The organism is Actinocorallia longicatena (assembly GCF_039534125.1).
Taxonomy (GTDB): domain Bacteria; phylum Actinomycetota; class Actinomycetes; order Streptosporangiales; family Streptosporangiaceae; genus Actinocorallia; species Actinocorallia longicatena.
This window is the reverse complement of the sequence record NZ_BAAAUV010000042.1, coordinates 18,497-42,823: the sequence shown is the minus strand read 5'-3', so window position 1 is coordinate 42,823 and position 24,327 is coordinate 18,497. Positions and strand designations below refer to the sequence as shown.

Below are 24,327 nucleotides of genomic sequence, written 5' to 3'. Positions count from 1 at the left end.
CGCCCTCCGGACCCCGGCCGTTCGCGCTGGCCGGGGGCTGCGGGAGGGGCGTCGCCGCGTCGGCGCGCAACCGCCCGGCCATGTCCGGGACGGCCGTCGTGTGGGCCGCGGCGCTCGCGGTGATGGGGATGACGGCGTTGAGGCCCGCGGCGTCCGGGGGACGGACGGAGGCGGCGTCCTCCCGGGGCCGGACGGTCTCGGCGGCAGGGGCGGCCGGGGCGGTCCAGGGCGAGGCGGGCCGGAGGTCCAGAAGGCCTTCGGCGTTGTAGAGGACGCCGAGCTGGCCGAGCAGCCGGTCGCGCTGCTCCTGCTCCGTGCCGAGCCCGCCGTGCTCGACGGCCCGTTCCATCGCGCGTTCCAGGTTCTTCATCGCGCGCCGCCGGGGGAGGCGCCGCAGCGGGCCGGTGCTGTTCCTGAGATCGCGGGCGCGCTTGGCGGCGAGGGCGAGGCGGAGCAGACGGCGGTCGGTGTCGGCCTCGCCCGCGGTGCGGTCGGTCGGGTCGGCCAGGCCGAGCCGCACGAAGATCCGCTCCGGGGTCAGCTTCCAGTTGATCCGGGCCCGGCCGGTCAGCCGGATCCGCTCGATGGCCATGCCGCGCTCCCACAGCCAGGCCGCGACGAGCGGAGCGGCCAGCCGGAACACCGCCTCGCCGAAACTGCGCGAGTCCAGCGACGACAGCACGGCCGACAGGCAGGTCAGGACCCACACGGCGAGGCCGTCGACGCCCGCGGTGTGCCGTTCGCGCATCGACCGCCTGGCCCGGACGGCCGACGACAGCACCGCCACCTCGATGAACGCGAACATCATCACCCGGAGCGGGCCGGCGAGCTGCAGCACGTCGCCGAAGAAGCGCCACATGCCCTGCGCCGCCACCGCGGTCGCGATCCCCGCGGCCACGAGGGTCAGCGCCTGGTCGGCGGCCACCCGCCCGCGGCTTCGCCGCCATCCCGCGACGGCGATCCCCAGCACGAGCACGGCCCCGGCCCCGATCGCGACGGCCATGACCGGGTTGGCCTCGACCGCCCGGACCACCGGGTCGGCGGCGGCGGGCTGGGGGGAGCGCGTGATCATCTCGTTCCTCTCACGGGGACACCGGGTCGACTTCGGCCGATCTTCGCTGCGCCAACCCTACGACCGGCCCCCCGCGAAAACCACCAAACCCACCCGAACCGGAATACCCGCTGGTAACGCCGGTGGGTTCGGGACGTCATGGCGCGGGCGACCAGACGGCCGAGGTCAGTGGGGGCTTCAAGGGGAGGGCGGACTTGCCGTCGGTCGCGGAGAGATCGGTGGAGCGGAGACGGCCGGGGGCGGTGAGCTGCACGGCGTCCGTGGTCACGGTGACGGTCCCGGTCTCGGTGAGACGCCAGCCGCGGACGGACGGGGTGTCGAGGAGCAGGCCCGGGGTCGTGAGGGTGAAGCGGCCGCCCGTCAGGCAGTACTTGGCGGGCGCGATGGTGCGGGTGCCGATGCGGGGCGTCCGGGATCCCAGGTCGGCGTCGTAGGCGGTGGCGCACAGGCGGCCCTCGGGGTCGCGGAAGGCCTGGAGGATCTCGACCCCGCCGTTGTCGAAGATGCCCTCGACGACCTTCCGGTTCTCCAGGTCGATGACGCGGATCAGGACGTTCCGGGGCGGATCGCCGCCGCCGCACTCGAAGGGCTCGCTGAACGTCCGCATCATCAGGGCGCGGTCGTCCTGGTAGAGGGGCAGGCCGCCGCAGACGGTCTCCTGGCCGCCGGAGAGGGTGTGCGCGGAGCCGGGGAACAGCGGTGAGACGGTTCCGGAGGCGTCGATCCGGACGGTCAGGACCGAGTAGAGGTCGTCGGCGCCGCCGTCGGAGGCGTCGAGGGCGGCGATCAGGGAGCCGCCGACGATGCCCACGGGCTGGACGGTGCTCCAGGTGCCGCCCTGCGGGGCCTTGGGGAGGCCGCGGAGGGGGACCTCCCGGACGGTGCCGCCGGTGGCGGGCATCAGGCGGAGCTTCGGCGCCGCCTCGGTGGTCGAGGTGGCGACGAGATCATCGCCGAGGAATCCGGCGAAGGCGCAGCCCGAGGGCTCGGCGGTGGCGCAGAGCGGGAGCCGGGACGTCCGCCCGGTCGCGGCGTCGGCGACGAGGACGGTGCGGTTGGCGTCGTCGTAGGGGGCGTCGCGCCGCCAGGCGACGAGGCGCCCGTCGGGGGACCATCGGGGCACCTGGGTGGCGAGGGCCCGGGGGAAGGTCGCCAGGACACGGTCCCGTCCGTCCGGGGTGAGGACCCTGAGCTGGGTCTCGTTGGTGTAGGCGAGCGACGGCCGAGCGGCGGCGGCCGCCACCGGCGGCTCGGGCTTGTCGGCGGTGACGGAGCGGACGGTGAACACCCCGCCGGTGACCAGCAGGACCGCGGCGGCTCCCGCACCCGCCCCGGTGATCGTGCTCGCCCCCGATCCGCCGAACAGCTTGGCCAGGACGCCGCCGGACTTGGGGACCACGGTCGAGACGGCCAGATCGGTGACCGGGGTCGCGGCGGGCCCGCCGCCGAGGAGCCAGGCCAGGCCCGCGGCGGAGACCAGACCACCGAGCGCGGCCGCCAGCGCGTCGCGGCCGTGCCGCTCCCAGTCCGGACCGTACGCGGCGGCCGCGACCGTCTCCAGCTCGGTGGCGAAGGCCCGCGCGTCCGGCGGCCGGGCCGCCCGCTCCTTCGCCATGCCGGCCTCCACCAGCCCGGCGAGCCCGGGCGGGACGAGCTCCACCGGAACCGGCTCCGCCAGATGGGCGGCCCTCAGCCGGGCGAGGGCGGCGGCCGGGTAGGGAGGACGGCCCGCGACGCACTCGACGAAGACACAGGTCGCGCTGTAGACGTCGGACGCCGGGGTGACCGGGTCGCCCTGCCACTGCTCGGGAGGCATGTAGCGGGCGGTCCCCGCCGGCGTGACGGGCTCCCCGACGGCTACCGCGATCCCGAAGTCGATGAGCTTGCTGGTCCCGCCGGCCGAGACGATCACGTTGTCCGGCTTGTAGTCACGGTGGACGACCCCGGCGTCATGCGCCGCCGCGAGCCCCAGCAGCGACCCCTTGAGCACCGCCAGCGCCGCCTCGGGCGGCATGGCCCCGCCGGCGATGACCTCCTTCAGGCTCCGCCCCTCGACCGCCTCCATCACGATCGCCGGCCCGCCGTCGTCCGGCGGCACGTACTCGTACACCCGTGCTACATGCGGATCCCGCACCGCCGCCAGCGCCCGGGCCTCCCGGGCGAGCATCGCCGCGCCCCCGGCGGAGGCGTTCGCCAGGTACTTGACGGCGCACGCGGTCCCGCTCGCCCTCTCCACGGCCAGGACGACCCTGCCGAACGCCCCGGCCCCGAGCTCCCGCCCCATCTCGAACCGCTCGGCCCACACCACTCCGCCCTCCAGCCGTCACCCGGAACACCGGTACCGATGCCGTGCTCCGGCATCAGACCAGGATCCCGGCTCGGCCTGGTGCGGGAACACCGGCCCCGGGGCCCTGCCCGGCCGCATGCGGTCAGGGTGTTCAGGCGAGGGGGCGGAGGCCTTCCGGGGGGCCGACGCAGAGGCAGAAGGGGTGGCCCGCGGGGTCGAGGAAGACGCGGAAGGACTTGCCGTCGTCGGGCTGGTGGGCCGTCTTGGTCGCGCCGATGGCGAGGGTCAGCCGTTCGGCCTCGTCGAGGTCGTCGACGGTGAAGTCGAGGTGGAGCTGCTGAGGATGGGCGGGGTCGGGCCAGCGGGGCGGAAGGTAGTCGGGGGTCCTCTGGAAGGCGATGCGGTGGCGCCCCTGGTCGGACAGGACGACCCATTCGCCGTCGTCGGCGATGATCTCGCCGTCGACCAGGTTCCGGTAGAACGCGGCCAGACCCCGGGGGTCAGGACAGTCCAGGACGGTCGTCCTGATGTGCGCGATGGCTGCCATGGCGTCCTCCTCGTCGGATCCTCTCCGGTCGGCCTACCCGGCGTCGCGCGGGGAAACGCCGGGACGCCGGTCCGAAGATCGGGATCCGGGTCGATCGGTGAGGACCGAGGGGCCGCGGCCGGACCAGGGGACGGCCTGTTCCAGATGGGCGGCGGTGCGGAGGAGGAGGTCCTCGCGGCCGTGCGCGGCCACGAGCTGGACGCCGATCGGGAGGCCTTCGCGGCTCTGGCCGAGCGGGAGGCTGATCGCGGGGTGGCCGGAGATGTTGAACGGGGCGGTGAAGGGGCCGTAGTCGAACAGGCGCCGCAGCCAGTCGCGGATCGTGGAGGGGGAGTCGTAGGCGAAGGAGCCGAGGGGCGCGGGCAGATGGCCGATGGTGGGGGTGAGGAGCAGGTCGTGGGCGGTGAGGAAGGCGGCGGCCGTCCGGGTCACGCGGTTCTGGGCGTCGAGGGCGCGGGCCACGTCGAGGAGGGTCGCCGCGGCGGACTCGGCGAAGACGCTCCGCGAGACGGCCTCCCATCTTTCGGTGGCGATCGGGAAGGGCAGCAGCAGGAAGGCGGCCCCGGCCGCGTAGGCGCCGAGGACGAGCCCCTCGACCAGATCGCCGGGGTCGAACGGGGGAGCGGCCTCGGTGACGGTGTGCCCCATCCATTCGAGGACACGGCCCGCGTCGGCCGTCACCTCGGCGACCTGGGGGTCGACGGACGTGCCCGACCAGGACGCCGTGGTCACCGCGACCCGGAGCCGTTCCGGACCGGCGGTGAGCTCCCTGACATAGGGGCGCAGCGGCCGCGGGGCCACCGACTTGTCACCGATCGGGGTGGCCGACACCGCGTCGAGGAGATGCGCCGCGTCCCGGACGGTCCTGGTGAGGGCGAACTCGACCGTCTGGCCGAAGCCGACCTCCCCGGCGAACGGGCCGCTGGGGGTGCGCCCCCGCGACGGCTTGAGCCCGACCAGCCCACAGCACGAGGCCGGGATCCGGATCGAGCCGCCGCCGTCGTTCCCGTGCGCGATCGGCACCGCCCCCGCCGCGACGAGCGCCGCCGATCCGCCGCTCGACCCGCCCGGGCTTCGGCCGAGAGCCCACGGATTGCGGGTCGGGCCGTACCGGACGGACTCGGTGGTGAAGTTGAGGCCCAGCTCGGGGGCCGTCGTCTGGCCGAGGCCGGCCAGCCCGGCCGCCCGGAACCGCCGCATCAGATCGTGGTCCTCCGCCGCGACCGCGCCCAGCACGCCCCGGCTGCCGAAGGTGAACGGCACGCCGCGGGCGAACGGCCCGCTGTCCTTGATCAGGAAGGGCACACCGCCGAGCGGACCATCCGGATCATGATCGAGCGCGGTCTCGAACGGCGGCATCGTGAGGGCGTTGAGCTCCTCGTCGGCGCGGCCGAGCGCCCGCCGGGCGACGTCCTCGACCTCGGCGGCGCTCACCTGCCGGGACACGATCAGCTCGCGCAGGCCGACGGCGTCGAGGGCGGCGTACTCGTGCAGGTCCACCCGCCCACCATGGCGCACCCTCCGCGAACCGGCGACCGGATTTCCCCCTGACACGGTGAAGGCCCGCCCCGGGGGGAGCCGGGACGGGCCTGATGACCGTGATCTGTTCGGTTGTACGTGATCTGTTCGGTTGCGGAGCCGGGTCAGGCGACCAGATCGAGTTCGCGCTCGCGGTCGAGTTCGTCGTCGAAGTCGGTCCTGCGCTGGTGGGCCCAGCCGCGGAGGGCGGCCGCGAGACCGATGACGGCGATGACCGTGATGAAGCCGATGGCCGGGTAGAAGGTGTCGGGCACCTCGCCGGGCTTGACCTCGGTGCTGCCGACGATCGCCGAGGTGATCGCCAGGACGACCGCCCCGCCGATCTGGAAGGACGTCTGGACCAGGCCGGAGGCCAGCCCCTGCTCGTTGTCCGCGACACCGGTCGTGGCCTGGACGTTCAGCGAGGAGAAGGCCAGCGCGAACCCGAAGCCGAGCAGCACCGCGGTCGGCAGGATCACCGTGACGAGGCTGGGTTCGGCGTCGGCCCGCAGGAACAGGGCGTAGGCGGCGGTGAAGGCGACCATGCCGATCGTGACGAGCGGCGCGGTGCCGTACCGGGTGATGAGCTTGCCCATGGTCGGCCCGGAGGTCGCGACGATCAACCCGGCGGGAAGCAGGGCCAGCGCCATCTCCAGCGGGCTCCACCCGAGGACGGTCTGCAGGTACAGCGCGACCACGAACTGGAAGGCGGCGTAGGAACCGAAGACCGTCATGGCCGCCAGGTTGGCCTGGACCAGCAGCTTGTTCTTGAAGATGCCGAGCCGGACCAGCGGGTGGGCGAGGCGGTTCTCGGTGAGGAGGAACGCGGCGGCCAGCACCGCGACGAGGACGAACGAACCGATGGTGCGGAAGGTGGCCCAGCCGGCCTCGGGCGCGCTGACCACGGTGAACACGAGCAGCAGCAGCGCGGACGTGGACAGGACCGCGCCGAGGATGTCGTGCCCGCCCTCGGCCTTCTCCGAGGTCTTCGGGATGAACTTGATGCCCGCGACCAGGGCGGCCAATGCCAGCGGCGCGGGCAGCAGGAACACGGCCCGCCAGTCGATCTCCGACAGCACGCCGCCGAGGATCAGGCCGGAGGAGAAACCGGACGCTCCGAACACGGTGTAGATGCCCAGCGCGCGGTTGCGCACCGGTCCCTCGGCGAAAGTGGTCGTCAGGATGGAAAGGCCGGCGGGCGCGGTGAACGCCGCGGCCACGCCCTTGATGAACCTGGTGGCGATCAGCAGGGTGCCGTTGTCGACGAACACGCTGAGCAGTGATGCCCCTGCGAACACCGCCAGCGCGATCAGAAGGACCCTGCGGCGGCCGAGGAGGTCGGCGGTGCGGCCGCCCAGCAGGAGCAGGCCGCCGTAGCCGAGCACATAACCGCTGACGATCCACTGGAGGGTCGAGGTGGACAGACCCAGATCCGCCTGGATGGCGGGAAGCGTGACGCCGACCATCGAGATGTCGAGGCCGTCGAGGAACAACACGGTGCACAGGACGAGCAGGGTGCCCCAGAGACGGGGGGTCCACCGGGCGTCGGGTGTGTCCTTGGCCGCGGAAGCGGACGTGGGGGGTTCAAGGTTGCTCTCGGTCATGGAGAGAACGTTACATGCACGCGCATTCAATGCGCAAGCATCAAATGTATTTGCATAAGATTCTCGCGCATGGTACCCTCGGCGTTGTGAGCGAGGTAACAGAAGCGGTGGACGCCTGGCGGGAGATCGCCCGGCAGGTCGCCAACGTCAGCTGCCGCCTGGACAAGGCGCTCGGCGACGGTTACGGCCTCGGCATGAGCGAGTTCGAGATCCTCGATCGCCTGGCCGAGAGCGAGGAGGGCTCGCTGCGCATGCACGAGCTCAGTCAGGCGGTCCACCTGACCCAGAGCGCCCTCTCCCGCGCCGTCGCGCGGCTCGAGAAGGAGGGTCTCGTCAAGCGCGAGATGTGCACCCAGGACCGTCGCGTCGTGTTCGTCTCCCTCACCCGGCCCGGCAAGGCCCGCTGGGAGCTCGCCTGGCCGGTCCACCGCAAGGTCGTGTGCGAGGTGTTCGGCCACGAGGGCGTGATCCTCGCCGACGTCGCGTGCGACGCCGCGGACTCCCCGGACGGCGCCGCGGCCCCCGAGGAGGCCCCGGTCTCGGCCGCGATCTGATCGCGCCCTCCGGCACTTGACCAAGCGCACGCTTGGTGGAGTAGATTGCGCCGTGGGCTGCGGTTTCCCGTGGTTCTCCGTCGCGTTTTGCTGTGAGGTCTTCATGGGTCAGACCGCCGACTATGTCATCGTGGGAGCGGGCAGCACCGGCTGTGTGCTGGCCAAGCGCCTCGCCGAGTCCGGCGCGAGCGTCATCCTGCTCGAGGCCGGCGGCTCCGACCGCACCGCCCTGGTGCGCAAACCGGGCCTGATCGCCGTCTTCCACAACATCCCGCAGCTCAAGAAGAAGCTCGACTGGGGCTTCTACAGCGCCCCGCAGGCCGACGCGCTCAACCGGGTGATCCCGCAGACGCGGGGCAAGGTCCTCGGCGGCTCCGGCTCCATCAACGGCATGGTCTTCGTGCGCGGCAACCGCAGGAACTACGACGACTGGGCGGCCGACGGCTGCGCGGGCTGGTCCTACGAGGACGTCCTGCCGAGCTTCAAGAAGATGGAGAACTGGGAGGACGGCGGCACCGACCTGCGCGGCGAGGCCGGCCCCATCAAGGTCACCCGCGCCAAGGACATCACGCCCGCCACCGAGGCCTTCATCGAGGCGCTCGCCGAGACCGCCGGGGTCAAGAAGAACCCCGACTACAACGGCGAGGAGCAGGAGGGCTCGTCCCTGTTCCAGCAGAGCGCCCACGGCGGGCTGCGCTACAGCTCGTCGGTCGGGTACCTCGACGACCACGTCGACGGCAAGCCCGCCCTTCCCAACCTCACGGTCACCACCGGCGTGACGGTCGCCAGGGTCGAGATCTCCAAGGGGCGGGCCACGGGCGTCCGGCTCACGGACGGCACCACGATCAGCGCGTCCCGCGAGGTGATCCTGTCGGCGGGCGCGTTCGGCTCCGCCCAGCTCCTCATGCTGTCGGGCGTCGGGCCCGCGGCCCACCTCGCCGAGCACGGCATCGAGGTCGCGGCCGACCTTCCGGTGGGCGACAACCTGCACGACCACATGTTCCTGCCGATGAGCTTCCTGATGAAGTCGGCGCGGAACAAGGGCACCGCCCCCTACTTCGCGCGGGGCGTCATCAAGGAGTCCCTGCGCGGCAACACCTGGGTCGGCCGCAGCGTCTTCGAGGGCGTCGGCTTCGTCCGCAGCCCGCAGGCCACCGACATCCCCGACCTGCAGATCCACGTCCTCCCGTGGGGCTATCCCGGCCCGAACCAGGACGCGCCGATCCGCCACAAGGTCGACCCGCGCCCGTCGCTGACCCTGCTGGCGACCCTGATCTACCCGAAGTCGCGCGGCACCCTGCGCCTGGCGAGCGCCGACCCGACCGCCGCCCCGGTGATCGACCCGAACTACCTCCAGGCCGCCGAGGACCGCCTCCTCCTCCTGGACGGCATGGAGCTCGTCCGCGAGACGATGGCCAGCAAGCTGATCTCCAGCGGAGTCTCCGGCGAGCTGAACCCCGGCCCCTCCTACAAGGACCGCGCCGCCCTCGAGCCCGAGGTCCTCAACCGCGCCACGACCGTCTACCACCCGGTCGGCACCGTCCGCATGGGAGCCGACTCCGACCCCCGCTCGGTCCTCACTCCCGACCTCAGGGTCCGCGGCATCGAGTCCCTCCGCGTGGCCGACTGCTCGATCATGCCCTCCATCACCGGCGGCAACACCAACGCCCCCGCCATGATGATCGGCGAACACGCCGCCGCCCTCATCCTCACCCCCTGACCCCGGCCCGAGAGGGTTCCGGAACGGCGAAAAGCCCCGGCCTCGGCGGAGGTCGGGGCTCTTCTGGGCGGGTCAGGCGTGTTCGGCGGGGATGACGCCCAGGCGGCCGGCCTGGAAGTCCTCGAAGGCCTGCTGGAGTTCGGCGGTGGTGTTCATGACGAAGGGGCCGTAATGGGCCACGGGCTCGCCGATGGGGCGGCCGCCGAGCAGGACGACGTCGAGGTCGGGAGTGGGGGAGTCGGGCTTGTCGGTGGCCGACAGGGTGATGGAGCCGCCCTTGCCGAAGACCGCGAGCTGGCCGTCGTGGATGGGACGCAGGCCGGTGCCGACCGTTCCGCGGCCGGACAGGACGTAGGCCAGGCCGTTGAACTCGGGGTTCCACGGCAGGGTGATCGAGGCGCCCGCGCTGATCGTCGCGTGGACCATCGTGATCGGGGTGTGGGTGATGCCCGGGCCCTCGTGCCCGCCGAGCGAACCGGCGATGACGCGCAGGAGCGCGCCGCCGTCGGGCGTGGTCAGCAGGGTGACCTTGTCGCGCTTGATGTCCTGGTAACGCGGGGCGATCATCTTGTCGGCGGCGGGCAGGTTGACCCAGAGCTGGAGACCGTGGAACAGGCCTCCCGAGATCACCAGGTCCTCCGGCGGGGCCTCGATGTGCAGCAGGCCGGAGCCCGCCGTCATCCACTGGGTGTCCCCCGGGCCGATCTTGCCGCCGCCGCCCGCGGAGTCGTGGTGGTCGAAGCGGCCGTCGATGAGGTAGGTGACGGTCTCGAACCCGCGGTGCGGGTGCCACGGGGTGCCCTTGGGCTCGCCCGCGGCGTAGTCGACCTCGCCCATCTGGTCCATCATGATGAACGGGTCGAGATGGCGTGTGTGGACGCCCGCGAAGGCCCGGCGGACGGGGAAGCCCTCGCCCTCGAGACCGCTCGGGGCATTGGAGACGCCCAGGACCTTACGCGGCTCGTCGACCATCGGGTCGGGAACGGGGACGCGCGGAAGGGTGAGCGGGTTCTCCACGGTGACGGCGGCCATGACGCCCTCCTCTTTCTTCGAGTACACCACCTATAATGGTTGAGCTCTCAAGTTTATTCCAGGGTCTCCGGAGCCCGATTCCAGCGCCCCCATCCCGAAGCGCCCGGCGGACCAGGTGATCGCCGACTGGCCTCCCCAGCCGAACAGCAGGCCGAGGGCGTAGCCGGTGATCGTGTCCGTCGGCCAGTGGTAGCCCAGCACGACGGTCGCGACCGAGGCAGCGGCGGAGATCCCGTAGGCCCACCACAGCGCCTTGCGGCGGAGGGAGTCCGAGCGTCCGAGGGTCACCAGGACCACGACCATCACCAGGCAGGACGCCGACATCGCCGCGTGCCCCGACGGATACGACAGCTTCCCTGGCACCCACAGGGCGTCGTAACCGGCGTGCGGGGCGGGCCGTTGGAGCCACTTCTTGATCGCCAGCAGGATGATGTTGATGACCACGATCCACACGCCGGTGACCAGCGCGGGCCACCAGCGGCGGATCCGCCACGCGGCCAGGCAGCCGGCGATGCCCGCGAGGCCGCCGACGAGCCAGAACTGCCCGGCCCAGACGATCGTGCGCCAGAAGACGTGCCAGAACCCGGGATCCACTTCGAGGGTGCCGGGCAGGAGCATCGAGCTCCTGTCCCAGCGGGTCAGCGGTCCTGTGAAAAGGACGTCCAGGGTGGTGACAAGCACCACCACCGACATGATGACCACCCATATCCGACGCCCCACGGCACGATCATTTCATCTGCCCGGAGCGGGGCGGTTCAGCGCGTCTCGCGATCGAGGAACTCCTCGATGAGGGTGGAGATCTCGGGCAGATGGGTCTCCAGGGCGAAGTGGCCGGTGTCGAAGACGTGGAGTTCGGCCTCGGGAAGATCGCGGAGATAGGCCCGGGCGCCGGCCTCGGGGAAGAAGGCGTCGTTGCGGCCCCAGACGATCAGCGTCGGCGGGCGGTGGTCGCGCAGCCAGCGCTGCCAGTCCGGGTAGAGCTCGACGTTGGAGTGGTAGTCCAGGTGCAGCGGAAGCTGGGCCGGGACGTTCCTGTCGAGGAAGTGCTGGTCGAGGGTCCATCCGTCGGGGTCGACGAGCTCGGCGTCGGCACCGCCCTCGTACTGGCCCCGGGTCACCTCGAGGTTCAGGATGCCCCTGATGTTCTCCTCGGCCCCCGCGACGCCCGGCCGGTTGGCGATGAAGCCGCGGGCCAGGTCCGACAGCCCCTCCTCGTAGGCGTTGGCGTTCTGGATCACGAGCCCGGCGATCCAGCCGGGGTGGCGGGCGGCGAGCCGGAAGCCGACCGGGCCGCCGAAGTCGAAGGCGTAGAGGAAGAACCGGCTGAGCCCGACGGCCTTCACGAAGCCCTCGACGACGTCGGTGAGGGTCTCGAAGGAGGAGGTGAACCCCTCGGGGACCTCGGTGTGGCCGAAGCCCGGATAGTCGGGGGCGATCAGGTGGTAGCGGGTCCCCAGGGCGTCGATCAGCCGCCGGTACTGGTGCGAGGAGGCCGGGAAGCCGTGCAGGAGCAGCAGCGTGGGGGCGTCCGCGGGGCCGGCCTCGCGGTAGAAGACCCGGACGCCGTCGACGTCCGCGAACCGGTGCCGTACCTGGGGGAGCAGCATGGCTTTCCTCTTTCTAACGGGTTGATCCATGAGGATTCTAATGGATCTAACCGTTAGAACGCGACACCTCTTCCCAGTTCCGTGCTCGCGATAAGGTCCGGCTGCGGCAGCGGCTCGCCCGAGCGCACCGCGGCGATCCACTCCGCGGTGGTGGCGACCGCGGAGAACCGCGCGTGCAGGCTGATCAGGGTGGACTCGTGCAGACGCTCGGCGCTGGCCCAGCCCGCCCGGTTCGACATCGCCAGCGTCCCGGACGCGTCGGAGAGGATCTCGACGGCCAGCCCCCGCTGGGCGGCCTCCCTGGCGGTCGCGTCGAGGCAGATATTGGTCATGAATCCGGCGAGGGTCAGGGTGTCCACATCGTTGTCGGCCAGCCACCAGTCGAAGTCGGTTCCGGTGAAGGTCGAGGGGTAGGCCTTCTCGATCAGCTTGTCGTAGGGCCGGGACGTCACCACCGGATGCAGCCGCCAGGCGCGGGAGCCCCGGGCGAACAGCGCGAACTCCGGCGGGGCGCTGTGCTGGATCACCGCGATCGGCACGTCGCTCAGGTGGGCGGTGTCCATGGCGCGGCCGATCTGGGGCAGGCTGCCGGAGGTCTCGGGGAAGCCGATGGGGAGCGCGCCGGCGACGTGCTCGTTCTGTACGTCGATCACGACCAGGGCGCGTTTCAAACGTTCCACACCTCACCTTTCGGTCCGGCCGAAGGTTGAAAACTGAACTAATGCGAAGAAGCTTGCGTTAGCCTGAGCATGTCAGGAGAGGTGTCACTAATGCAAGACGATTTTTCTTTGGAGCCACGACCGGGGAGCGTGCGCCCCGGTGGACGGACCGCGCGCACCCGCCAGCTGGTGCTGGACGCGGCCCTGGCCGAGGTCTCCGAGAGCGGTTACGCGGGCGTGAGCATCGAGCGCATCGCGAAGCGCGCCGGGGTCGCGCCCTCGACGGTCTACCGGCGCTGGCGGACGGTCGAGAACGTCGTCCTCGACATCGCCGACAAGATCGCCACGGAGCACATCGAGCTGGCGCCCTCGCAGGACCTGGAGTCCGACCTGCGGGCCCTGACCCGCGGGATCGTCACGCTCTACCGCGTCCCGGTGCACCGCACCTGGATGGACGTCATGGTCTCCTCGGCCGTCCGGGAGGAGCGCGCCCGCGACACCCTCCACCAGACCCTGATGTCGCGCATCGCGACCACCTCCGCCATGGTGGAGCGGGCCATCCTGCGCGGCGAGGTCCCCCCGGACACCGACACCGAGGAGGTCGTCCGGGTGGCAGCGGCGCCCCTCTACTACCGGATGTACATCACGTGCGAAGAGATCGACGAGGAGATCGCCGACCGCTGCGCCCGTATGGCCGCCCTGGCGGCGAGAAACGGAATCCTCACGAAGAGGTAACCCCGACGGGCGGAACGTCACCGCGGGTTCCGTGGGGAGCATCGAGAGGGTCATGGCAGAATCGGGGCGCCATGGGTGCCCCTTTCCGTCTCGCGCGCGCGACCGCCTTCTCCGCGGTCTGCGTGAGCCTGACCCTGGTGGCGCACTGGCTGGCCGCCGGTGACCCGCTGTCGTTCCGGGCGGTCGCCACGGCCTTCTGCGGAGTGGGCGCGATCGCCTACCTGGTCGCGGGGGCCGAGCGCTCGCTGCCGGTGATCATCGGCCTGCTGCTCGGCGGGCAGTTCTCGCTGCACGCGTTTCTCGCCTCGGCGGGCGGCCACCACGGGGCGATCGAGGTCGGCGAGACCCTTTCGCCGGGAATGTCGGCCGCGCACCTGCTGGCCGGGCTCCTGTCCGCGCTCTGGCTGCGTCGCGGTGAGCGGGCGGCCTGGGCGATGGCCCGGCGGCTGCTCACGCCCCTGCTGGTGAGGGCCGGTGCCGTCCGGCTTCCGGCGCCCCTCCTCGTTCTCCCGGCGGCGCCCGAGGCGCCGGTCCGGCCGGTCGCGGCCCTGCTGCGGCACGCGCTGGTCCTGCGGGGTCCTCCCGTTCGTTCCCCGGCGCCCTGAGACGGGGCGCTCCTCGTGTCACGGAACCCGCCCGCGGGTTCTTCACCCATGGAACGAAAACGGAGTCTCCCCCTATGTCCACTCTCGTGCGCCGTGTCGCGGCCGTCACCGCCGCCTCCGCCGTCGCCGTCGCCGCGCTGGCCGTCCCGGCCTCCGCCCATGTCACCGTCCAGCCCGGCACGGCCGAGCAGGGCTCCTGGTCGAAGGTGTCCTTCCGGGTGCCGAACGAGCGCGACGACGCCTCGACGACCAAGATCGTCGTTGATCTGCCGCAGGACCACGCGATCGCGTTCGTCTCGGTCAAGCCCGTCGCCGGCTGGACCGTCAAGGCCGAGAAGAACACCCTCGCCACCCCGATCAAGAGCGAGGACGGCGAGATCACCAAGGCCGTCACCCGGATCACCTGGACGGGCGGCAAGATCGAGCCGGGTCAGTTCCAGGAGTTCGACGTCTCTCTCGGCCCCCTGCCCACCGACGTCGACCACCTGACCTTCAAGGCCGACCAGACCTACTCCAGCGGCGAGGTCGTCCACTGGAACGAGGAGTCCGCCGAGGGCAAGGAGGCCGAGCACCCGGCTCCCGTCCTCAAGCTGACCCCCAAGGCCGCCGCCCCCGCCCCCGCCGCCGTGGCCGAGAAGGAGAGCGGTCTCGACGACGGCACCGCCCGCCTGCTCGGCGGGCTCGGCCTCGCGGCGGGCCTGGCCGGGCTGGTGCTCGGTGCCCTCGCCTTCCGCCGGAAGAGCGCATGATCCGCCGGCTCGGGACGGTCGTCACGGTCGCGCTGCTCGCAGCGCCGGCCGTGGCGGCCCCCGCCTCCGCGCACACGCAGCTCATCGACGCCGCGCCCAAGGCGGGGAAGATCGTCCCGGTTCCCGCCGAGATCGTCCTCACCTACGCCGATGACGTGATCCTGCCGAAGGTCGTCCTCAGTGACCGGGCGGGCAAGCCCGTGACGATCGGCAAGGCCACGGCCACCGACAACGTCGTCAAGGTCCCGCTGACCGGAAAGCTGAAGCCGGGACCCTACACGGTGGCCTGGAGGGTCGTCTCCAACGACGGCCATCCGATCTCCGACACCTACAAGTTCACCGTCGAGGGCGTCCAGGAGACGGCCGCGCCGGAGGCCGAGGCGGACTCCGGGGAGAAGCCCGTCTGGCTCTGGGGCCTGCTCGGCCTCCTCGCCCTGGCCGCCGTCGGCGGCGGGATCGTCTGGGCCCGCAGGACTCCCGCCGAGTGACTCAGCCGGCCGCCTTCGGGACGAACACCCGCAACCGGGTGAGGTGCTTCTCGAAGACGACCGGCGCGGCGGTGTCGCGGGTCTCCCCGTCGTGGGCGATCCGCAGCGTCCTGCCCTCGTAGTCCAGGCGCAGCGACGGCGTCTGCCAGTGCTCGTACTCGCGCGACAGGTGCAGGTGGCCGACCAGGACGGCGCTCAGCGCCCGCAGCCGCCGCAGCCTGTCGCCCGCCTCGATGATCCGGACGTCCAGGAGGCCGTCGTCGAGATCGTCCCGCCAGGTGGGGGCCGCGCCGCGCGACTGGTAGGAGCAGTTACCGATGAACGCCAGCCAGACCCGGCGGGGCTCCCCGTCGATCTCGACCTCGACGGGCTCGGCCCGGTGCAGCACCTTCGCCGCCGCGACGGCCAGCGCCGGCCACTTGCCCAGCCGGTTCTCCAGCTTCTCGCGCCGGTCGACGAGCTCGGTGTAGGCGCCGAAACTGGCCGTGTTCAGGAACGGGACGCCGTTGACCATGCCGACGTCGACCTTGGCCAGGCAGCCGTTCCGGTAGGCGTCGAGGGCCTCGGCGACGGTCTCGATGCCGAGCGCCCTGGAGAAGTGGTTGAGGGTCCCGGTCGGGATGACCAGCAGCGGGACGTCGTGGCGCAGGGCGGCGTCCGCGGCGGCGCCGACCGTCCCGTCGCCGCCGCAGACCGCCAGCACCTTGGCCTTGGCGGCGGCGGCGTCGAGCTGCCCGGGGATGTCGTCGCCCGCGGCGATGAACTCGGCGTCGGGCAGGAGCTCGGTGAGGTCCTCGTCGGTGTTGGCGAACACCACGACGCCCTCGCCCGACGGGGTGACCTCCTCGGCCGTCCGGGTCAGCCGCGCCACGTGCGCGGGGCCGGGGTGCGGCGGCCACAGCAGCCGGGTGGCGAGCCCCGCGGCGACGCCCGAGGCCGCTCCGGCCAGCACGTCACCCGGATAGTGGGCGCCGGTGTAGACGCGGGAGAAGCCCACGGCCGCCGCGACGGCCGCCACCGGGACGCTCACCTTCCACGGCACCTCCATCGCGAGGGCCGTGGCGAAGGCCGCGGCGCTGGCGGTGTGACCGGAGGGGAAGGCCGGAGAGGTCGGCAGCCGGTGAATCCTGATCTTCGGGACCAGGTTCACGCGCGGCCGACGCCGCCGGAAGATCTGCTTTCCCACGAGATTGACGGCCGGGCTGGCCATGCTCAGGGCGATCAGCCCGCGCAGCGCCCCCCGGCGGTGGGCGGGCCGCCCGGACGCCCCCAGGACCGCGGCCGTCCCGAACCACAGGACTCCGTGATCGGCCACCCGTGACAGCCTGGGCAGCACGAACTCCAGCCCGGTGAGCTTGGCGGCGGCCACGCGGTCGAACGCATCCTGATCTATTTCGGTCAACCTCATGCCCGCTCCATCCCCGCGAGTCGTCCGGTTATGCCGTGTGGGAGATCACGGCCTATGTAATGATGCGGTGATCAGCCAGCGTAAAGGAGTCTGAATTGACCGTCGAAGGCGTGCTCACAGCGTTCCGGACCGTCGATGCCAAGGACAACGGCAAGCTGGACCTGGTCGGATTCACGCTCTGTCTCGAAGAACTGGGCCTGACCTGGAGCAAGGCCGAGACGCAGGAGCACTTCGAACGCGCCGACGTCAACCACGACGGCTTCATCACCCTCGAAGAGCTCCAGGCACTGCTCGACACGCTTTAAAGCGGGTCGTCCACAGGACTTGCCGGTGCCGGTCGGGGGATCTTCATACACTGACGTGGTGACTTCCCCCGACGAAGCCCTTGAGGTTCTCAGCCGAGTCTTCGGATATGACTCCTTCCGGCCCGGCCAGCAGGAGATCATCGACCATGTCGTGAGCGGCGGCGACGCGCTCGTGCTCATGCCCACCGGTGGCGGCAAGTCCCTCTGCTACCAGATCCCCGCCCTGGTGCGCCCGGGTGTCGGGGTCGTCGTGTCACCGCTGATCGCCCTGATGCAGGACCAGGTCGACGCCCTGAAGGCGGCGGGCGTCAATGCCGCGTTCCTGAACTCGACCCTCAGCCTCGACCAGCGTCGCGAGGTGGAGCGGGCGTTCGTCGCGGGCGAGCTCGACCTCCTCTACCTGGCGCCCGAGCGGCTGGGCGTCGACAGCACGCTGCGGCTGCTCGACCGGGGCAAGATCGCGCTGTTCGCCATCGACGAGGCGCACTGCGTCTCGCAGTGGGGCCACGACTTCCGCCCCGACTACCTCGCCCTGTCGGTGCTGCACGAGCGCTGGCCGGACGTGCCGCGCATCGCCCTGACGGCCACCGCGACCGAGGCCACCCACAAGGAGATCGCCCAGCGGCTCGATCTCACCGGGGCCCGGCACTTCGTCGCGAGCTTCGACCGGCCGAACATCCAGTACCGGATCGTGGCCAAGAACAGCCCGCAGAAACAGCTTCTGGAGCTGCTGAAGACCGAGCACCCGGGCGATGCCGCGATCGTCTACTGCCTGTCGCGGGCGTCGGTGGAGAGGACGGCGGAGTTCCTGGTCGACAACGGGGTCCAGGCCGTGCCGTACCACGCGGGCCTGCCCTCGGACGTCCGGGCGCGCAACCAGGCCAGGTTCCTGCGCGAGGACGGGCTGATCGTCGTGGCGACCATCGCCTTCGGCATGGGCATCGACAAGCCGGACGTCCGGCTGGTCGCCCATCTCGACCTGCCGAAGTCGATCGAGGGCTACTACCAGGAGACCGGCCGCGCGGGCCGCGACGGGCTGCCGTCCACGGCATGGATGGCGTACGGCCTCGCCGACGTCGTCCAGCAGCGCAAGATGATCGAGTCGTCGGAGGGCGACTTCGCCCACCGCCGCTCCCTGTCCCTCCATCTCGACGCCATGCTCGCCCTCTGCGAGACGGTCTCCTGCCGACGAACCCGACTTCTGGCCTATTTCGGTCAGCAGGATTCGGGCGTCACGTGCGGCAACTGCGACACCTGCCTGGCGCCGCCCGAGTCCTGGGACGGCACCATCCCCGCCCAGAAGTTCCTGTCGGCGGTCTTCCGGCTCAAGAGCGAGCGCAACCAGAAGTTCGGCGCGGGCCAGGTCATCGACATCCTCCTCGGCAAGCAGACCGACAAGGTCACCCAGCACCGCCACCACGAGCTGAAGGTCTTCGGCATCGGAACCGAGCTGGGCGAGTCCGAGTGGCGCGGCGTGGTCCGGCAGCTCCTGGCCCAGGGCCTGCTGGGCGTCGAGGGCGACTACGGCACCCTGGTCCTCACCGACGCCAGCGCCGAGGTCCTCGGCCGCAAGCGCGACGTGCCGATGCGCCGCGAGCCCGAACGCGTCCGCGCCGCCTCCGCCCGCACCAAGAAGCCCGTCACCCCGGTGGACTTCCCGGCCGAGGCCCAGCCGCTGTTCGAGCACCTGCGCGCCTGGCGGGCCGCGCAGGCGAAGGAGCGCGGCGTCCCGGCCTACGTCATCTTCCACGACGCCACCCTCCGCGAGTTCGCCACCCGGCGCCCCGCCACCGAGGCCGAGCTGGGCGGCATCTCGGGGGTCGGCGAGGCCAAGCTCGAACGCTTCGGCGCCTCCCTGCTGGAGGCCCTGGCCGAGTTCACCGGCGGTGCCCCGGCCCCGAGTCCCGTCCCGGCTCGGGCGAGTGCTCCCGCACCCGTCCGGGCGGCGTCCGCCGCGGCCCCGTCCCGGCCGGCGCCGCAGAGCCCGGCCCGGCAGCGGCCCGCTCCGGTCGCGGCCGCGGACGACGACCAGATCCCGCTCCCCCCGGAGCCCGACTGGGACGACGAGGGGTGAGGCCCGCTCCCCGCCCGGCTCAGGATCGGGCGCGCAGGCCCCGGTCCAGGAAGTCGATCATCCAGGTGAGGGCGGTCGCGGTCTGCTCCGGCCACTGGAAGCCGTCGGCGCCGCTGAGGGTGGCGAAGCCGTGGAAGGCCGAGCGGAGCATCCGGAGGGCGTGGGTGGTGTCCTCGGGCGGCAGGTCGTAGTCCCGCAGCACGGCGCCGGTCGACTCGAGGAGGCGGGTGCCCGCCTTGACCAGCGGATCCTCCTCCGGGCCGTGGGTGGGGCGGCCGAGCGTCGCGGTGTACCGGCCGGGATGGTCGGCGATGTAGGAACAGAAGGCCCGGGCGAACGCGTCCAGGGCGTCGCGGCCCGACCGGCCCTGGAGGGCGTCCCTGACCCGGTCGGCGAGCTCGGTCATGGCGAGCGCCGCGATCTCCTGCTGGAGATCGGCGATGCCCTCGACGTGCTTGTACAGCGACGGCGTCCTGACCCCGAGCCGTTCGGCGAGCGGGGCCATCGCCAGGTTCGCGTAGCCGGCCTCGTCGGCCAGCGCCGCACCGGCCCTGATCACCTCGGCCCGTGAGAGGCCCGCCCTAGGCAACGGCGTGCTCCTTCAGGAAGGGGACGATCAGCGCGGCGAGCTCGGCGGGGACCTCCGCGTGCGGGTAGTGGCCGGCGCCGGGCAGGGTCGCGACGGTTCCGATCCCGGCGGGCATGAGGGCCACGACCGCGTCGCCCTCGGCCTTCGGGTCGGCGAAGTCGGGGTCGTCGAGGCCCATGACGATCAGCGCGGGGCTCTTCACGTCGCCGAGCCGGGCGTGGGCGTCGGCGGGCGTCGACTTCGTGGTCTTCATGAACTCGGCCATCCGGCCGGGCTCCCGGAGATTCGCCGCGAGCGCCTCCATGGCCTGGTCGTGGTCGGCCGGCCTGGTCACATGGGCGTGGTCGAGATAGCGGAGCCACATCTTGAGGCTCTTGAAGATCTGGGTCCCGGCCAGCCGGAGCAGGCCCTTGCGGTAGCGCTGGTTCGTGAACAGGCCGCCGAGGTCGATCGACTGCTTCCTGGTGAACGGGTTGAGCTCGACGATCGCCGAGACCAGTTCGGGCTCCATGGCCGCCGCGATGGTGGCCGACCCGCCCGAGAGCGAGTGACCCACGATCATCGCGGGCCCGCCCAGCTCCCTGATCACCGCGAGCAGGTCCTCCGCCACGTCCGTGCGGGTGATCGACGCCCAGCCCATGCTCGATTCGCCGTGACCGCGCATGTCCACGTTCGCGACCCGGAAACCGGCCTCGGCGAGCAGCGGCGCCAGGTGCCGGAACGCCTGCCGCTGGTTGCCCATCCCGGGAGAGAGGATCACCAGAGGTCCCTCGCCCCGCACGTCATAGGCGATCCGCCCACCGCTGACTTCCACGAACCGGGTCATCTCGAACTCCTTAGGGGTTACTGCTGATAGCCATAAAGCTAATCTAATTAGCTTTGCCCGTCAACCCCGGAGCCTGCGGCAGGTCTGGATCCGCGCGGTGCAGAACGACGCCACGCGCTGGAGCGTCATGACCTCCTTCGGGAGGCCGCTGTGGAAATCCGCGCTGATCGTCTCGGTGCGCGGCGCCTTTGACGGCGACCCGGACGCCCTGGGCGTCGTAACCCTCGTAGACGACGCCCTTCCCGCCCGCTTGGTGAGCGTGTGCATGCCTGGGAGGTCAGGGGAGTTCTGCGAGGAAAGCGGTGTTCGTCCGGGTTTCCTTGACCTTGGCCAGCAGGAGTTCGAGGGCCTGGGTGTCGTCGAGCGCGGCGAGCATGGAGCGCAGGCGCCAGGTCCTGGCGAGCTCGTCGGCCGGGACGATCAGCTCGTCGCGGCGGGTGGAGGAGGCGGCCAGGTCGATGGCGGGGAACAGGCGGCGCTCGGCCAGCTTGCGGCTGAGGCGCAACTCCATGTTGCCGGTGCCCTTGAACTCCTCGAAGAAGACCTCGTCCATGCGGGAACCGGTCTCGACCAGGGCCGTCGCGATGATCGTCAGCGAGCCGGCCTCCTCGAGGTTGCGGGCCGCGCCGAAGAACTTCTTGGGCGGGTAGAGCGCCGACGCGGCGACGCCGCCCGCGAGGATGCGGCTGGAGCCGGGGGCCGCCAGGTTGTGGGCGCGGCCGAGCCGGGTCAGTGAGTCGAGCAGGATGACCACGTCGCGGCCCTGCTCGGCGAGGCGCTTGGCGCGTTCGACGGCGAGGTCGGCGACGGCGATGTGCTCGCCCGGCGGACGGTCGAAGGTCGACCAGACGACCTCGGCGCCCGGAACGCTCTTGCGGAGGTCGGTGACCTCCTCGGGGCGCTCGTCGATGAGCAGCAGCATCAGATGGCATTCGGGGTGGTTCGCCGCGATGGACCTGGCGAGGGACTGGAGGATCATGGTCTTGCCCGCCTTGGGCGGGGCGACGACGAGGCCGCGCTGGCCCTTGCCGATCGGGGTGACCAGATCGATGATCCGGCCGACCGGGTCGGGGCCGAGCGTCAGCCGCTCGTGCGGGTTGACCGGGGTGAGGTCGTTGAAGGCGGGACGGTCCGGCATGGTCGGGGCGGTCACCAGCACCGGGCGGGACCGGCCGTTGCGCGTCCCGCCGTTGCGGGGGAGCCGGGCGGTGCCGAGGACGTCGTCGCCGGCGCGGAGGCGGTACTTGCGGACCATGGCCAGCGGGACCTGGACGTCATCGGGCCCCGGCGCGTAACCGGACACCCTGACATAGGCGTTGTTGTCGTCGACGGCCAGAATTCCGGCCACCGGAAAGACTGCGGATTCGGCGGCCGTCTTTTCGGGAGTGATGGTGCTCATTGGGGATTCCTTGTGGGGATGAGGGCGCGCTGAAGAGAATGCGCGGCACGGGAAACACCTGCACACGAGCGGTGCAGCGTGCTGAGTACGCGAAGAAACGCCCGAAAAGGAAACTGATCCCTGCCGAAGAAAGCGGCTTCGCGTGGTGGAGCAGATCGGTGTGGTCATACCCACTACCGAGGGAATGAGGCGAACTTTCCGGCCTCTTTCGCAGAGTAACACAGACCCCGCCGCTGATGGCAACGCCCGGTGGCGTCAGTCCATTCCCTGGCCGCTCGCCGCCAGGTCGCGGGCCGCTTCCCGGTAGGCGCGCATCCGGGTGGTGTCGCCGGCCGTCCGCCAGACCAGGCCCCACTCGATCGGCGGAGCGTCGGAGATCGGGACGTAGACCACGTCGGGGCGCAGGTAGTACCGGTTGACCTGCTCGGCGACCGGATAGACGCCCTGGTCGGCGCCGATGAGGGTGAGCATCTCCTGGATCGTGCTGAACGCCGGGCCGCGGCTGCCGGGCGAGGGCGCGAGATGGTCGTCCCAGTAGCCGGGGACCTGCGGCGGCGACGCCAGGACCCTGACCCGCGCCAGGTCGGCGAGCCTGACCGACCTCCGCTTCGCGAACGGGTGCCGGGAGGAGACCGCGAGCAGGGTGCGCTCGCGGACGAGGACGTCGCCGGCCGTCAGGTCGGGTTCGGCGAAGGGCAGCGCGGCGAGCAGGAGGTCGATCTCGTCGGAGCGCAGGAGTTCGAGGGCGTCGCCGAACTGGTTCTCGCGGATCCGCACCTCGCAGGAGGGGTGGAGCGTGGCGAAGCGGGCGTTGACCTTGAGCACGAACGAGCCCGCGGCGGCGCCCACGAACCCGACGCGCAGGACCCCGTCGATGCCCCGGCCCGCCGCGACGGCCCGTGCGACCGCCTCCTCGATCTGGCGGAACGCGGGGGCGAGGTCGTCGCGCAGACGCCGGCCGACCGGGGTCAGGACCACACGGCGGCTGGTCCGGTCGAACAGCGGTGTGCCGAAGCGGCGTTCGAGCAGCTTGATGGTCTGGCTGACCCGGGCGGTCGTGACGTGCAGGCGTTCGGCCGTCCGGGTGAAGCTGAGCTCGTCGGCCAGGGTCAGGAAGATCTCGATGTCGCGGCGTTCCACCCGGATCACTCTAGGGCCGTTAACACAGGGGTTAACGGTCGTTGCCGGAACGCGTCTTGGCCGGGGTCTCCGGCGCGGGCAGGCTCGGGGACATGAAGAACGCCTCGCTCCTCGCAGCCCTGCTCACCTCCGGCCTGATGGCCGGGCTCTTCGCCTCCTTCGCCTACGCGATCATGCCCGCGCTCGCCGGCGGGAGCGACCGCACCTTCGTCGAGACGATGCAGCGGATCAACGTCTCCATCCTCAACGGCTGGTTCATGTTCTGCTTCCTCGGCGCGCTCGGGTTCGCCCTGCTCGCCGCGGTCCTGCACTGGAACGGGCCCGCCCGGTGGTGGATCGTCGCCGGATTCGCGCTCTACCTGGTGATGTTCCTCATCACGTCCGGGGTGAACGTGCCCCTGAACGACCGGCTCGCCGCGGCCGGAGACCCGTCGGAGATCCACGATCTGGCGGCGGTCCGGGAGGCGTTCGAGGCCCGGTGGGTGCTGTGGAACGTGGTCCGCGCGGTCACCTCCACCGCCGCGTTCGGCTGCCTGGCCTGGGCGCTGGTCGTCGCCGGCCGGGTTCCGGCCGAGACCCCGCAGGCCCTGCCCGTGGCGATCCCGGCCGGCCGCTGACCTCGGGCGCGGTACCTCCCACCGCGCCCCGAACCGTTCCACCTGCGGTTGGTAAGGTCGGGCGGTGGAGCATGCCGGGGAGTACCGCATCGAGGATCTGGCCAGGGCCGCGGGGATTCCGGTGCGGACCCTGCGCTACTACCAGGAACGGCGGCTGCTGCCGCCGCCGCGCCGTGAGGGCAGGGTCGGCTGGTACTCGCCGGCCCATCTCGACCGGCTCCGGATGATCACGGGCCTGCTGGAGCGCGGCTACCGGCTGGACGGGATCGAGGAGCTGCTGGCGGCCGCCGGCGAGGGCCGTGAGGTGACCGAGCTGCTCGGGGTCGCCTTCGCCGCCGGGGATCCGTGGGCCGAGCAGAAGCCCGTCGAGATGTCGCTGGAGGAGGCCGCCGGGCTGTTCGGCGAGCAGCTCACGCCGGAGGTGCTGGCCGAGGCGGTCGAGCTGGGGTACGTCCGGATCGAGGGCGGCCGCTTCGTCCACTCCAGCGCCCGCCTGCTCGACGCGACCGTCGAGCTGGTCCGCTCGGGGGTGCCGCTGTCGGCGGTCGTCGCGATGAGCTGGGAGCTCGAGGCGGCCTTCGACCGGATGGCCTTCAGCTTCGTCCGCCTGGTCCGCGCCCATCTGACCGACCGTTCCCCCGAGGAGCTGGCGGCGACGGTCGAGCGCCTGCGCCCGGTCGCCAGGGCCGTGGCCGACGAGCACTTCGGCCGCGCCATGGACCGCCGCATCCGCGAGGAGATCGACCGCCGCTCCTGAGCCGCCCGATCGGGGCTACCGATCGGTAGCATTTT

At 71.5% G+C, this 24,327-nt stretch carries 24 protein-coding genes; 10 read left to right on the top strand and 14 right to left on the bottom strand.

What is annotated here, in order from left to right:
• The 5 genes from ABD785_RS38720 to ABD785_RS38700 all read right to left on the bottom strand — a co-directional run.
• A partial coding sequence (locus tag ABD785_RS38720; RefSeq protein WP_344839109.1) for a hypothetical protein occupies nucleotides 1-1,072 on the bottom strand: 1,072 nt, incomplete at its 3' end.
• 136 nt (nucleotides 1,073-1,208) lie between these two features.
• A complete protein-coding gene (locus tag ABD785_RS38715) occupies nucleotides 1,209-3,380 on the bottom strand; it encodes a protein kinase domain-containing protein (RefSeq protein ID WP_344839106.1) in 2,172 nt (723 codons plus the stop codon).
• Nucleotides 3,381-3,510: 130 nt separating this feature from the next.
• Nucleotides 3,511-3,906 (bottom strand): VOC family protein, encoded by a 396-nt coding sequence (locus ABD785_RS38710; protein ID WP_344839103.1) that lies wholly within the window; start codon nucleotides 3,904-3,906, stop codon nucleotides 3,511-3,513.
• A gap of 33 nt (nucleotides 3,907-3,939) precedes the next feature.
• Nucleotides 3,940-5,406, bottom strand: a complete 1,467-nt coding sequence (locus tag ABD785_RS38705; protein ID WP_344839101.1) for an amidase — start codon at nucleotides 5,404-5,406, stop codon at nucleotides 3,940-3,942.
• Nucleotides 5,407-5,549: 143 nt separating this feature from the next.
• Nucleotides 5,550-7,028, bottom strand: a complete 1,479-nt coding sequence (locus ABD785_RS38700; protein WP_344839099.1) for an MFS transporter — start codon at nucleotides 7,026-7,028, stop codon at nucleotides 5,550-5,552.
• A gap of 86 nt (nucleotides 7,029-7,114) precedes the next feature.
• On the opposite strand from ABD785_RS38700, the gene ABD785_RS38695 reads away from it, so the two are divergent.
• Both ABD785_RS38695 and ABD785_RS38690 read left to right on the top strand, forming a co-directional pair.
• Nucleotides 7,115-7,582 (top strand): MarR family winged helix-turn-helix transcriptional regulator, encoded by a 468-nt coding sequence (locus tag ABD785_RS38695; RefSeq protein ID WP_344839097.1) that lies wholly within the window; start codon nucleotides 7,115-7,117, stop codon nucleotides 7,580-7,582.
• 103 nt (nucleotides 7,583-7,685) lie between these two features.
• The gene (locus ABD785_RS38690) at nucleotides 7,686-9,302 is read left to right on the top strand and encodes a GMC family oxidoreductase (RefSeq protein ID WP_344839095.1); all 1,617 of its coding nucleotides are present in this window, start codon (nucleotides 7,686-7,688) and stop codon (nucleotides 9,300-9,302) included.
• 72 nt (nucleotides 9,303-9,374) lie between these two features.
• Here ABD785_RS38690 and ABD785_RS38685 read toward each other — a convergent pair whose 3' ends face one another.
• The 4 genes from ABD785_RS38685 to ABD785_RS38670 form a co-directional block, all read right to left on the bottom strand.
• The gene (locus ABD785_RS38685) at nucleotides 9,375-10,334 is read right to left on the bottom strand and encodes a pirin family protein (protein WP_344839093.1); all 960 of its coding nucleotides are present in this window, start codon (nucleotides 10,332-10,334) and stop codon (nucleotides 9,375-9,377) included.
• A gap of 30 nt (nucleotides 10,335-10,364) precedes the next feature.
• A complete protein-coding gene (locus ABD785_RS38680; protein WP_344839090.1) occupies nucleotides 10,365-11,018 on the bottom strand; it encodes a phosphatase PAP2 family protein in 654 nt (217 codons plus the stop codon).
• A 71-nt stretch (nucleotides 11,019-11,089) separates the two neighbouring features.
• Nucleotides 11,090-11,941 carry an alpha/beta fold hydrolase gene (locus ABD785_RS38675; protein ID WP_344839088.1) on the bottom strand — a complete coding sequence of 284 codons (852 nt, stop codon included), beginning with the start codon at nucleotides 11,939-11,941 and terminating at the stop codon, nucleotides 11,090-11,092.
• Nucleotides 11,942-11,994: 53 nt separating this feature from the next.
• A complete protein-coding gene (locus tag ABD785_RS38670) occupies nucleotides 11,995-12,621 on the bottom strand; it encodes an isochorismatase family protein (protein WP_344839085.1) in 627 nt (208 codons plus the stop codon).
• 129 nt (nucleotides 12,622-12,750) lie between these two features.
• On the opposite strand from ABD785_RS38670, the gene ABD785_RS38665 reads away from it, so the two are divergent.
• From ABD785_RS38665 to ABD785_RS38650, 4 genes are all read left to right on the top strand, one after another.
• Nucleotides 12,751-13,335, top strand: a complete 585-nt coding sequence (locus ABD785_RS38665; RefSeq protein WP_344839083.1) for a TetR/AcrR family transcriptional regulator — start codon at nucleotides 12,751-12,753, stop codon at nucleotides 13,333-13,335.
• Between the two features lie 71 nt (nucleotides 13,336-13,406).
• On the top strand, nucleotides 13,407-13,940 hold the full coding sequence (locus ABD785_RS38660; RefSeq protein WP_344839081.1) for an MFS transporter: 534 nt from the start codon (nucleotides 13,407-13,409) through the stop codon (nucleotides 13,938-13,940).
• A 74-nt stretch (nucleotides 13,941-14,014) separates the two neighbouring features.
• Nucleotides 14,015-14,689, top strand: a complete 675-nt coding sequence (locus ABD785_RS38655) for a YcnI family copper-binding membrane protein (protein ID WP_344839079.1) — start codon at nucleotides 14,015-14,017, stop codon at nucleotides 14,687-14,689.
• Entirely contained in the window at nucleotides 14,686-15,177 is a 492-nt protein-coding gene (locus tag ABD785_RS38650; protein WP_344839076.1) for a copper resistance CopC family protein, read from the top strand. Before ABD785_RS38655 ends, ABD785_RS38650 begins: the two co-directional genes overlap by 4 nt.
• Before the next feature lies 1 nt (nucleotide 15,178).
• On the opposite strand, the gene ABD785_RS38645 is transcribed toward ABD785_RS38650, so the two are convergent.
• Nucleotides 15,179-16,585 (bottom strand): bifunctional phosphatase PAP2/diacylglycerol kinase family protein, encoded by a 1,407-nt coding sequence (locus ABD785_RS38645; RefSeq protein ID WP_344839074.1) that lies wholly within the window; start codon nucleotides 16,583-16,585, stop codon nucleotides 15,179-15,181.
• Between the two features lie 95 nt (nucleotides 16,586-16,680).
• On the opposite strand from ABD785_RS38645, the gene ABD785_RS38640 reads away from it, so the two are divergent.
• Entirely contained in the window at nucleotides 16,681-16,890 is a 210-nt protein-coding gene (locus ABD785_RS38640; RefSeq protein ID WP_344839072.1) for an EF-hand domain-containing protein, read from the top strand.
• A 58-nt stretch (nucleotides 16,891-16,948) separates the two neighbouring features.
• On the top strand, nucleotides 16,949-18,964 hold the full coding sequence (recQ, locus tag ABD785_RS38635) for a DNA helicase RecQ (RefSeq protein WP_344839070.1): 2,016 nt from the start codon (nucleotides 16,949-16,951) through the stop codon (nucleotides 18,962-18,964).
• Nucleotides 18,965-18,983: 19 nt separating this feature from the next.
• Here the strand turns inward: recQ and ABD785_RS38630 are convergent, their stop codons facing one another.
• The 4 genes from ABD785_RS38630 to ABD785_RS38615 form a co-directional block, all read right to left on the bottom strand.
• Nucleotides 18,984-19,553, bottom strand: coding sequence for a TetR/AcrR family transcriptional regulator (locus ABD785_RS38630; RefSeq protein WP_344839068.1), 570 nt, complete (start codon nucleotides 19,551-19,553; stop codon nucleotides 18,984-18,986).
• On the bottom strand, nucleotides 19,546-20,379 hold the full coding sequence (locus ABD785_RS38625; protein WP_344839066.1) for an alpha/beta fold hydrolase: 834 nt from the start codon (nucleotides 20,377-20,379) through the stop codon (nucleotides 19,546-19,548). The genes ABD785_RS38630 and ABD785_RS38625 overlap by 8 nt, the downstream gene beginning before the upstream one ends.
• A gap of 277 nt (nucleotides 20,380-20,656) precedes the next feature.
• A complete protein-coding gene (rho, locus tag ABD785_RS38620) occupies nucleotides 20,657-21,778 on the bottom strand; it encodes a transcription termination factor Rho (RefSeq protein ID WP_425547870.1) in 1,122 nt (373 codons plus the stop codon).
• Nucleotides 21,779-22,033: 255 nt separating this feature from the next.
• Complete coding sequence (locus ABD785_RS38615) at nucleotides 22,034-22,918, bottom strand: LysR family transcriptional regulator (RefSeq protein WP_344839062.1); 885 nt, start codon at nucleotides 22,916-22,918, stop codon at nucleotides 22,034-22,036.
• A 92-nt stretch (nucleotides 22,919-23,010) separates the two neighbouring features.
• Between ABD785_RS38615 and ABD785_RS38610 the strand changes: the two genes are divergently transcribed.
• Together ABD785_RS38610 and ABD785_RS38605 are read left to right on the top strand one after the other, a co-directional pair.
• Nucleotides 23,011-23,535: an anthrone oxygenase family protein gene (locus ABD785_RS38610; RefSeq protein WP_344839060.1), complete on the top strand. Its 525-nt coding sequence runs from the start codon at nucleotides 23,011-23,013 to the stop codon at nucleotides 23,533-23,535.
• A gap of 64 nt (nucleotides 23,536-23,599) precedes the next feature.
• The gene (locus tag ABD785_RS38605) at nucleotides 23,600-24,292 is read left to right on the top strand and encodes a MerR family transcriptional regulator (RefSeq protein WP_344839058.1); all 693 of its coding nucleotides are present in this window, start codon (nucleotides 23,600-23,602) and stop codon (nucleotides 24,290-24,292) included.
• Nucleotides 24,293-24,327: the final 35 nt, after the last annotated feature.

Excerpts from the sequence above, each read along its gene's own strand:
- ABD785_RS38710 (WP_344839103.1), bottom strand. The coding sequence starts at position 3,906 with ATGGCAGCCATCGCGCACATCAGGACGACCGTCCTGGACTGTCCTGAC.
- ABD785_RS38700 (WP_344839099.1), bottom strand. The coding sequence starts at position 7,028 with ATGACCGAGAGCAACCTTGAACCCCCCACGTCCGCTTCCGCGGCCAAG.
- ABD785_RS38690 (WP_344839095.1), top strand. The coding sequence starts at position 7,686 with ATGGGTCAGACCGCCGACTATGTCATCGTGGGAGCGGGCAGCACCGGC.
- ABD785_RS38685 (WP_344839093.1), bottom strand. The coding sequence starts at position 10,334 with ATGGCCGCCGTCACCGTGGAGAACCCGCTCACCCTTCCGCGCGTCCCC.
- ABD785_RS38675 (WP_344839088.1), bottom strand. The coding sequence starts at position 11,941 with ATGCTGCTCCCCCAGGTACGGCACCGGTTCGCGGACGTCGACGGCGTC.
- ABD785_RS38660 (WP_344839081.1), top strand. The coding sequence starts at position 13,407 with ATGGGTGCCCCTTTCCGTCTCGCGCGCGCGACCGCCTTCTCCGCGGTC.
- ABD785_RS38655 (WP_344839079.1), top strand. The coding sequence starts at position 14,015 with ATGTCCACTCTCGTGCGCCGTGTCGCGGCCGTCACCGCCGCCTCCGCC.
- ABD785_RS38650 (WP_344839076.1), top strand. The coding sequence starts at position 14,686 with ATGATCCGCCGGCTCGGGACGGTCGTCACGGTCGCGCTGCTCGCAGCG.
- ABD785_RS38645 (WP_344839074.1), bottom strand. The coding sequence starts at position 16,585 with ATGAGGTTGACCGAAATAGATCAGGATGCGTTCGACCGCGTGGCCGCC.
- ABD785_RS38625 (WP_344839066.1), bottom strand. The coding sequence starts at position 20,379 with ATGACCCGGTTCGTGGAAGTCAGCGGTGGGCGGATCGCCTATGACGTG.
- rho (WP_425547870.1), bottom strand. The coding sequence starts at position 21,778 with ATGAGCACCATCACTCCCGAAAAGACGGCCGCCGAATCCGCAGTCTTT.
- ABD785_RS38610 (WP_344839060.1), top strand. The coding sequence starts at position 23,011 with ATGAAGAACGCCTCGCTCCTCGCAGCCCTGCTCACCTCCGGCCTGATG.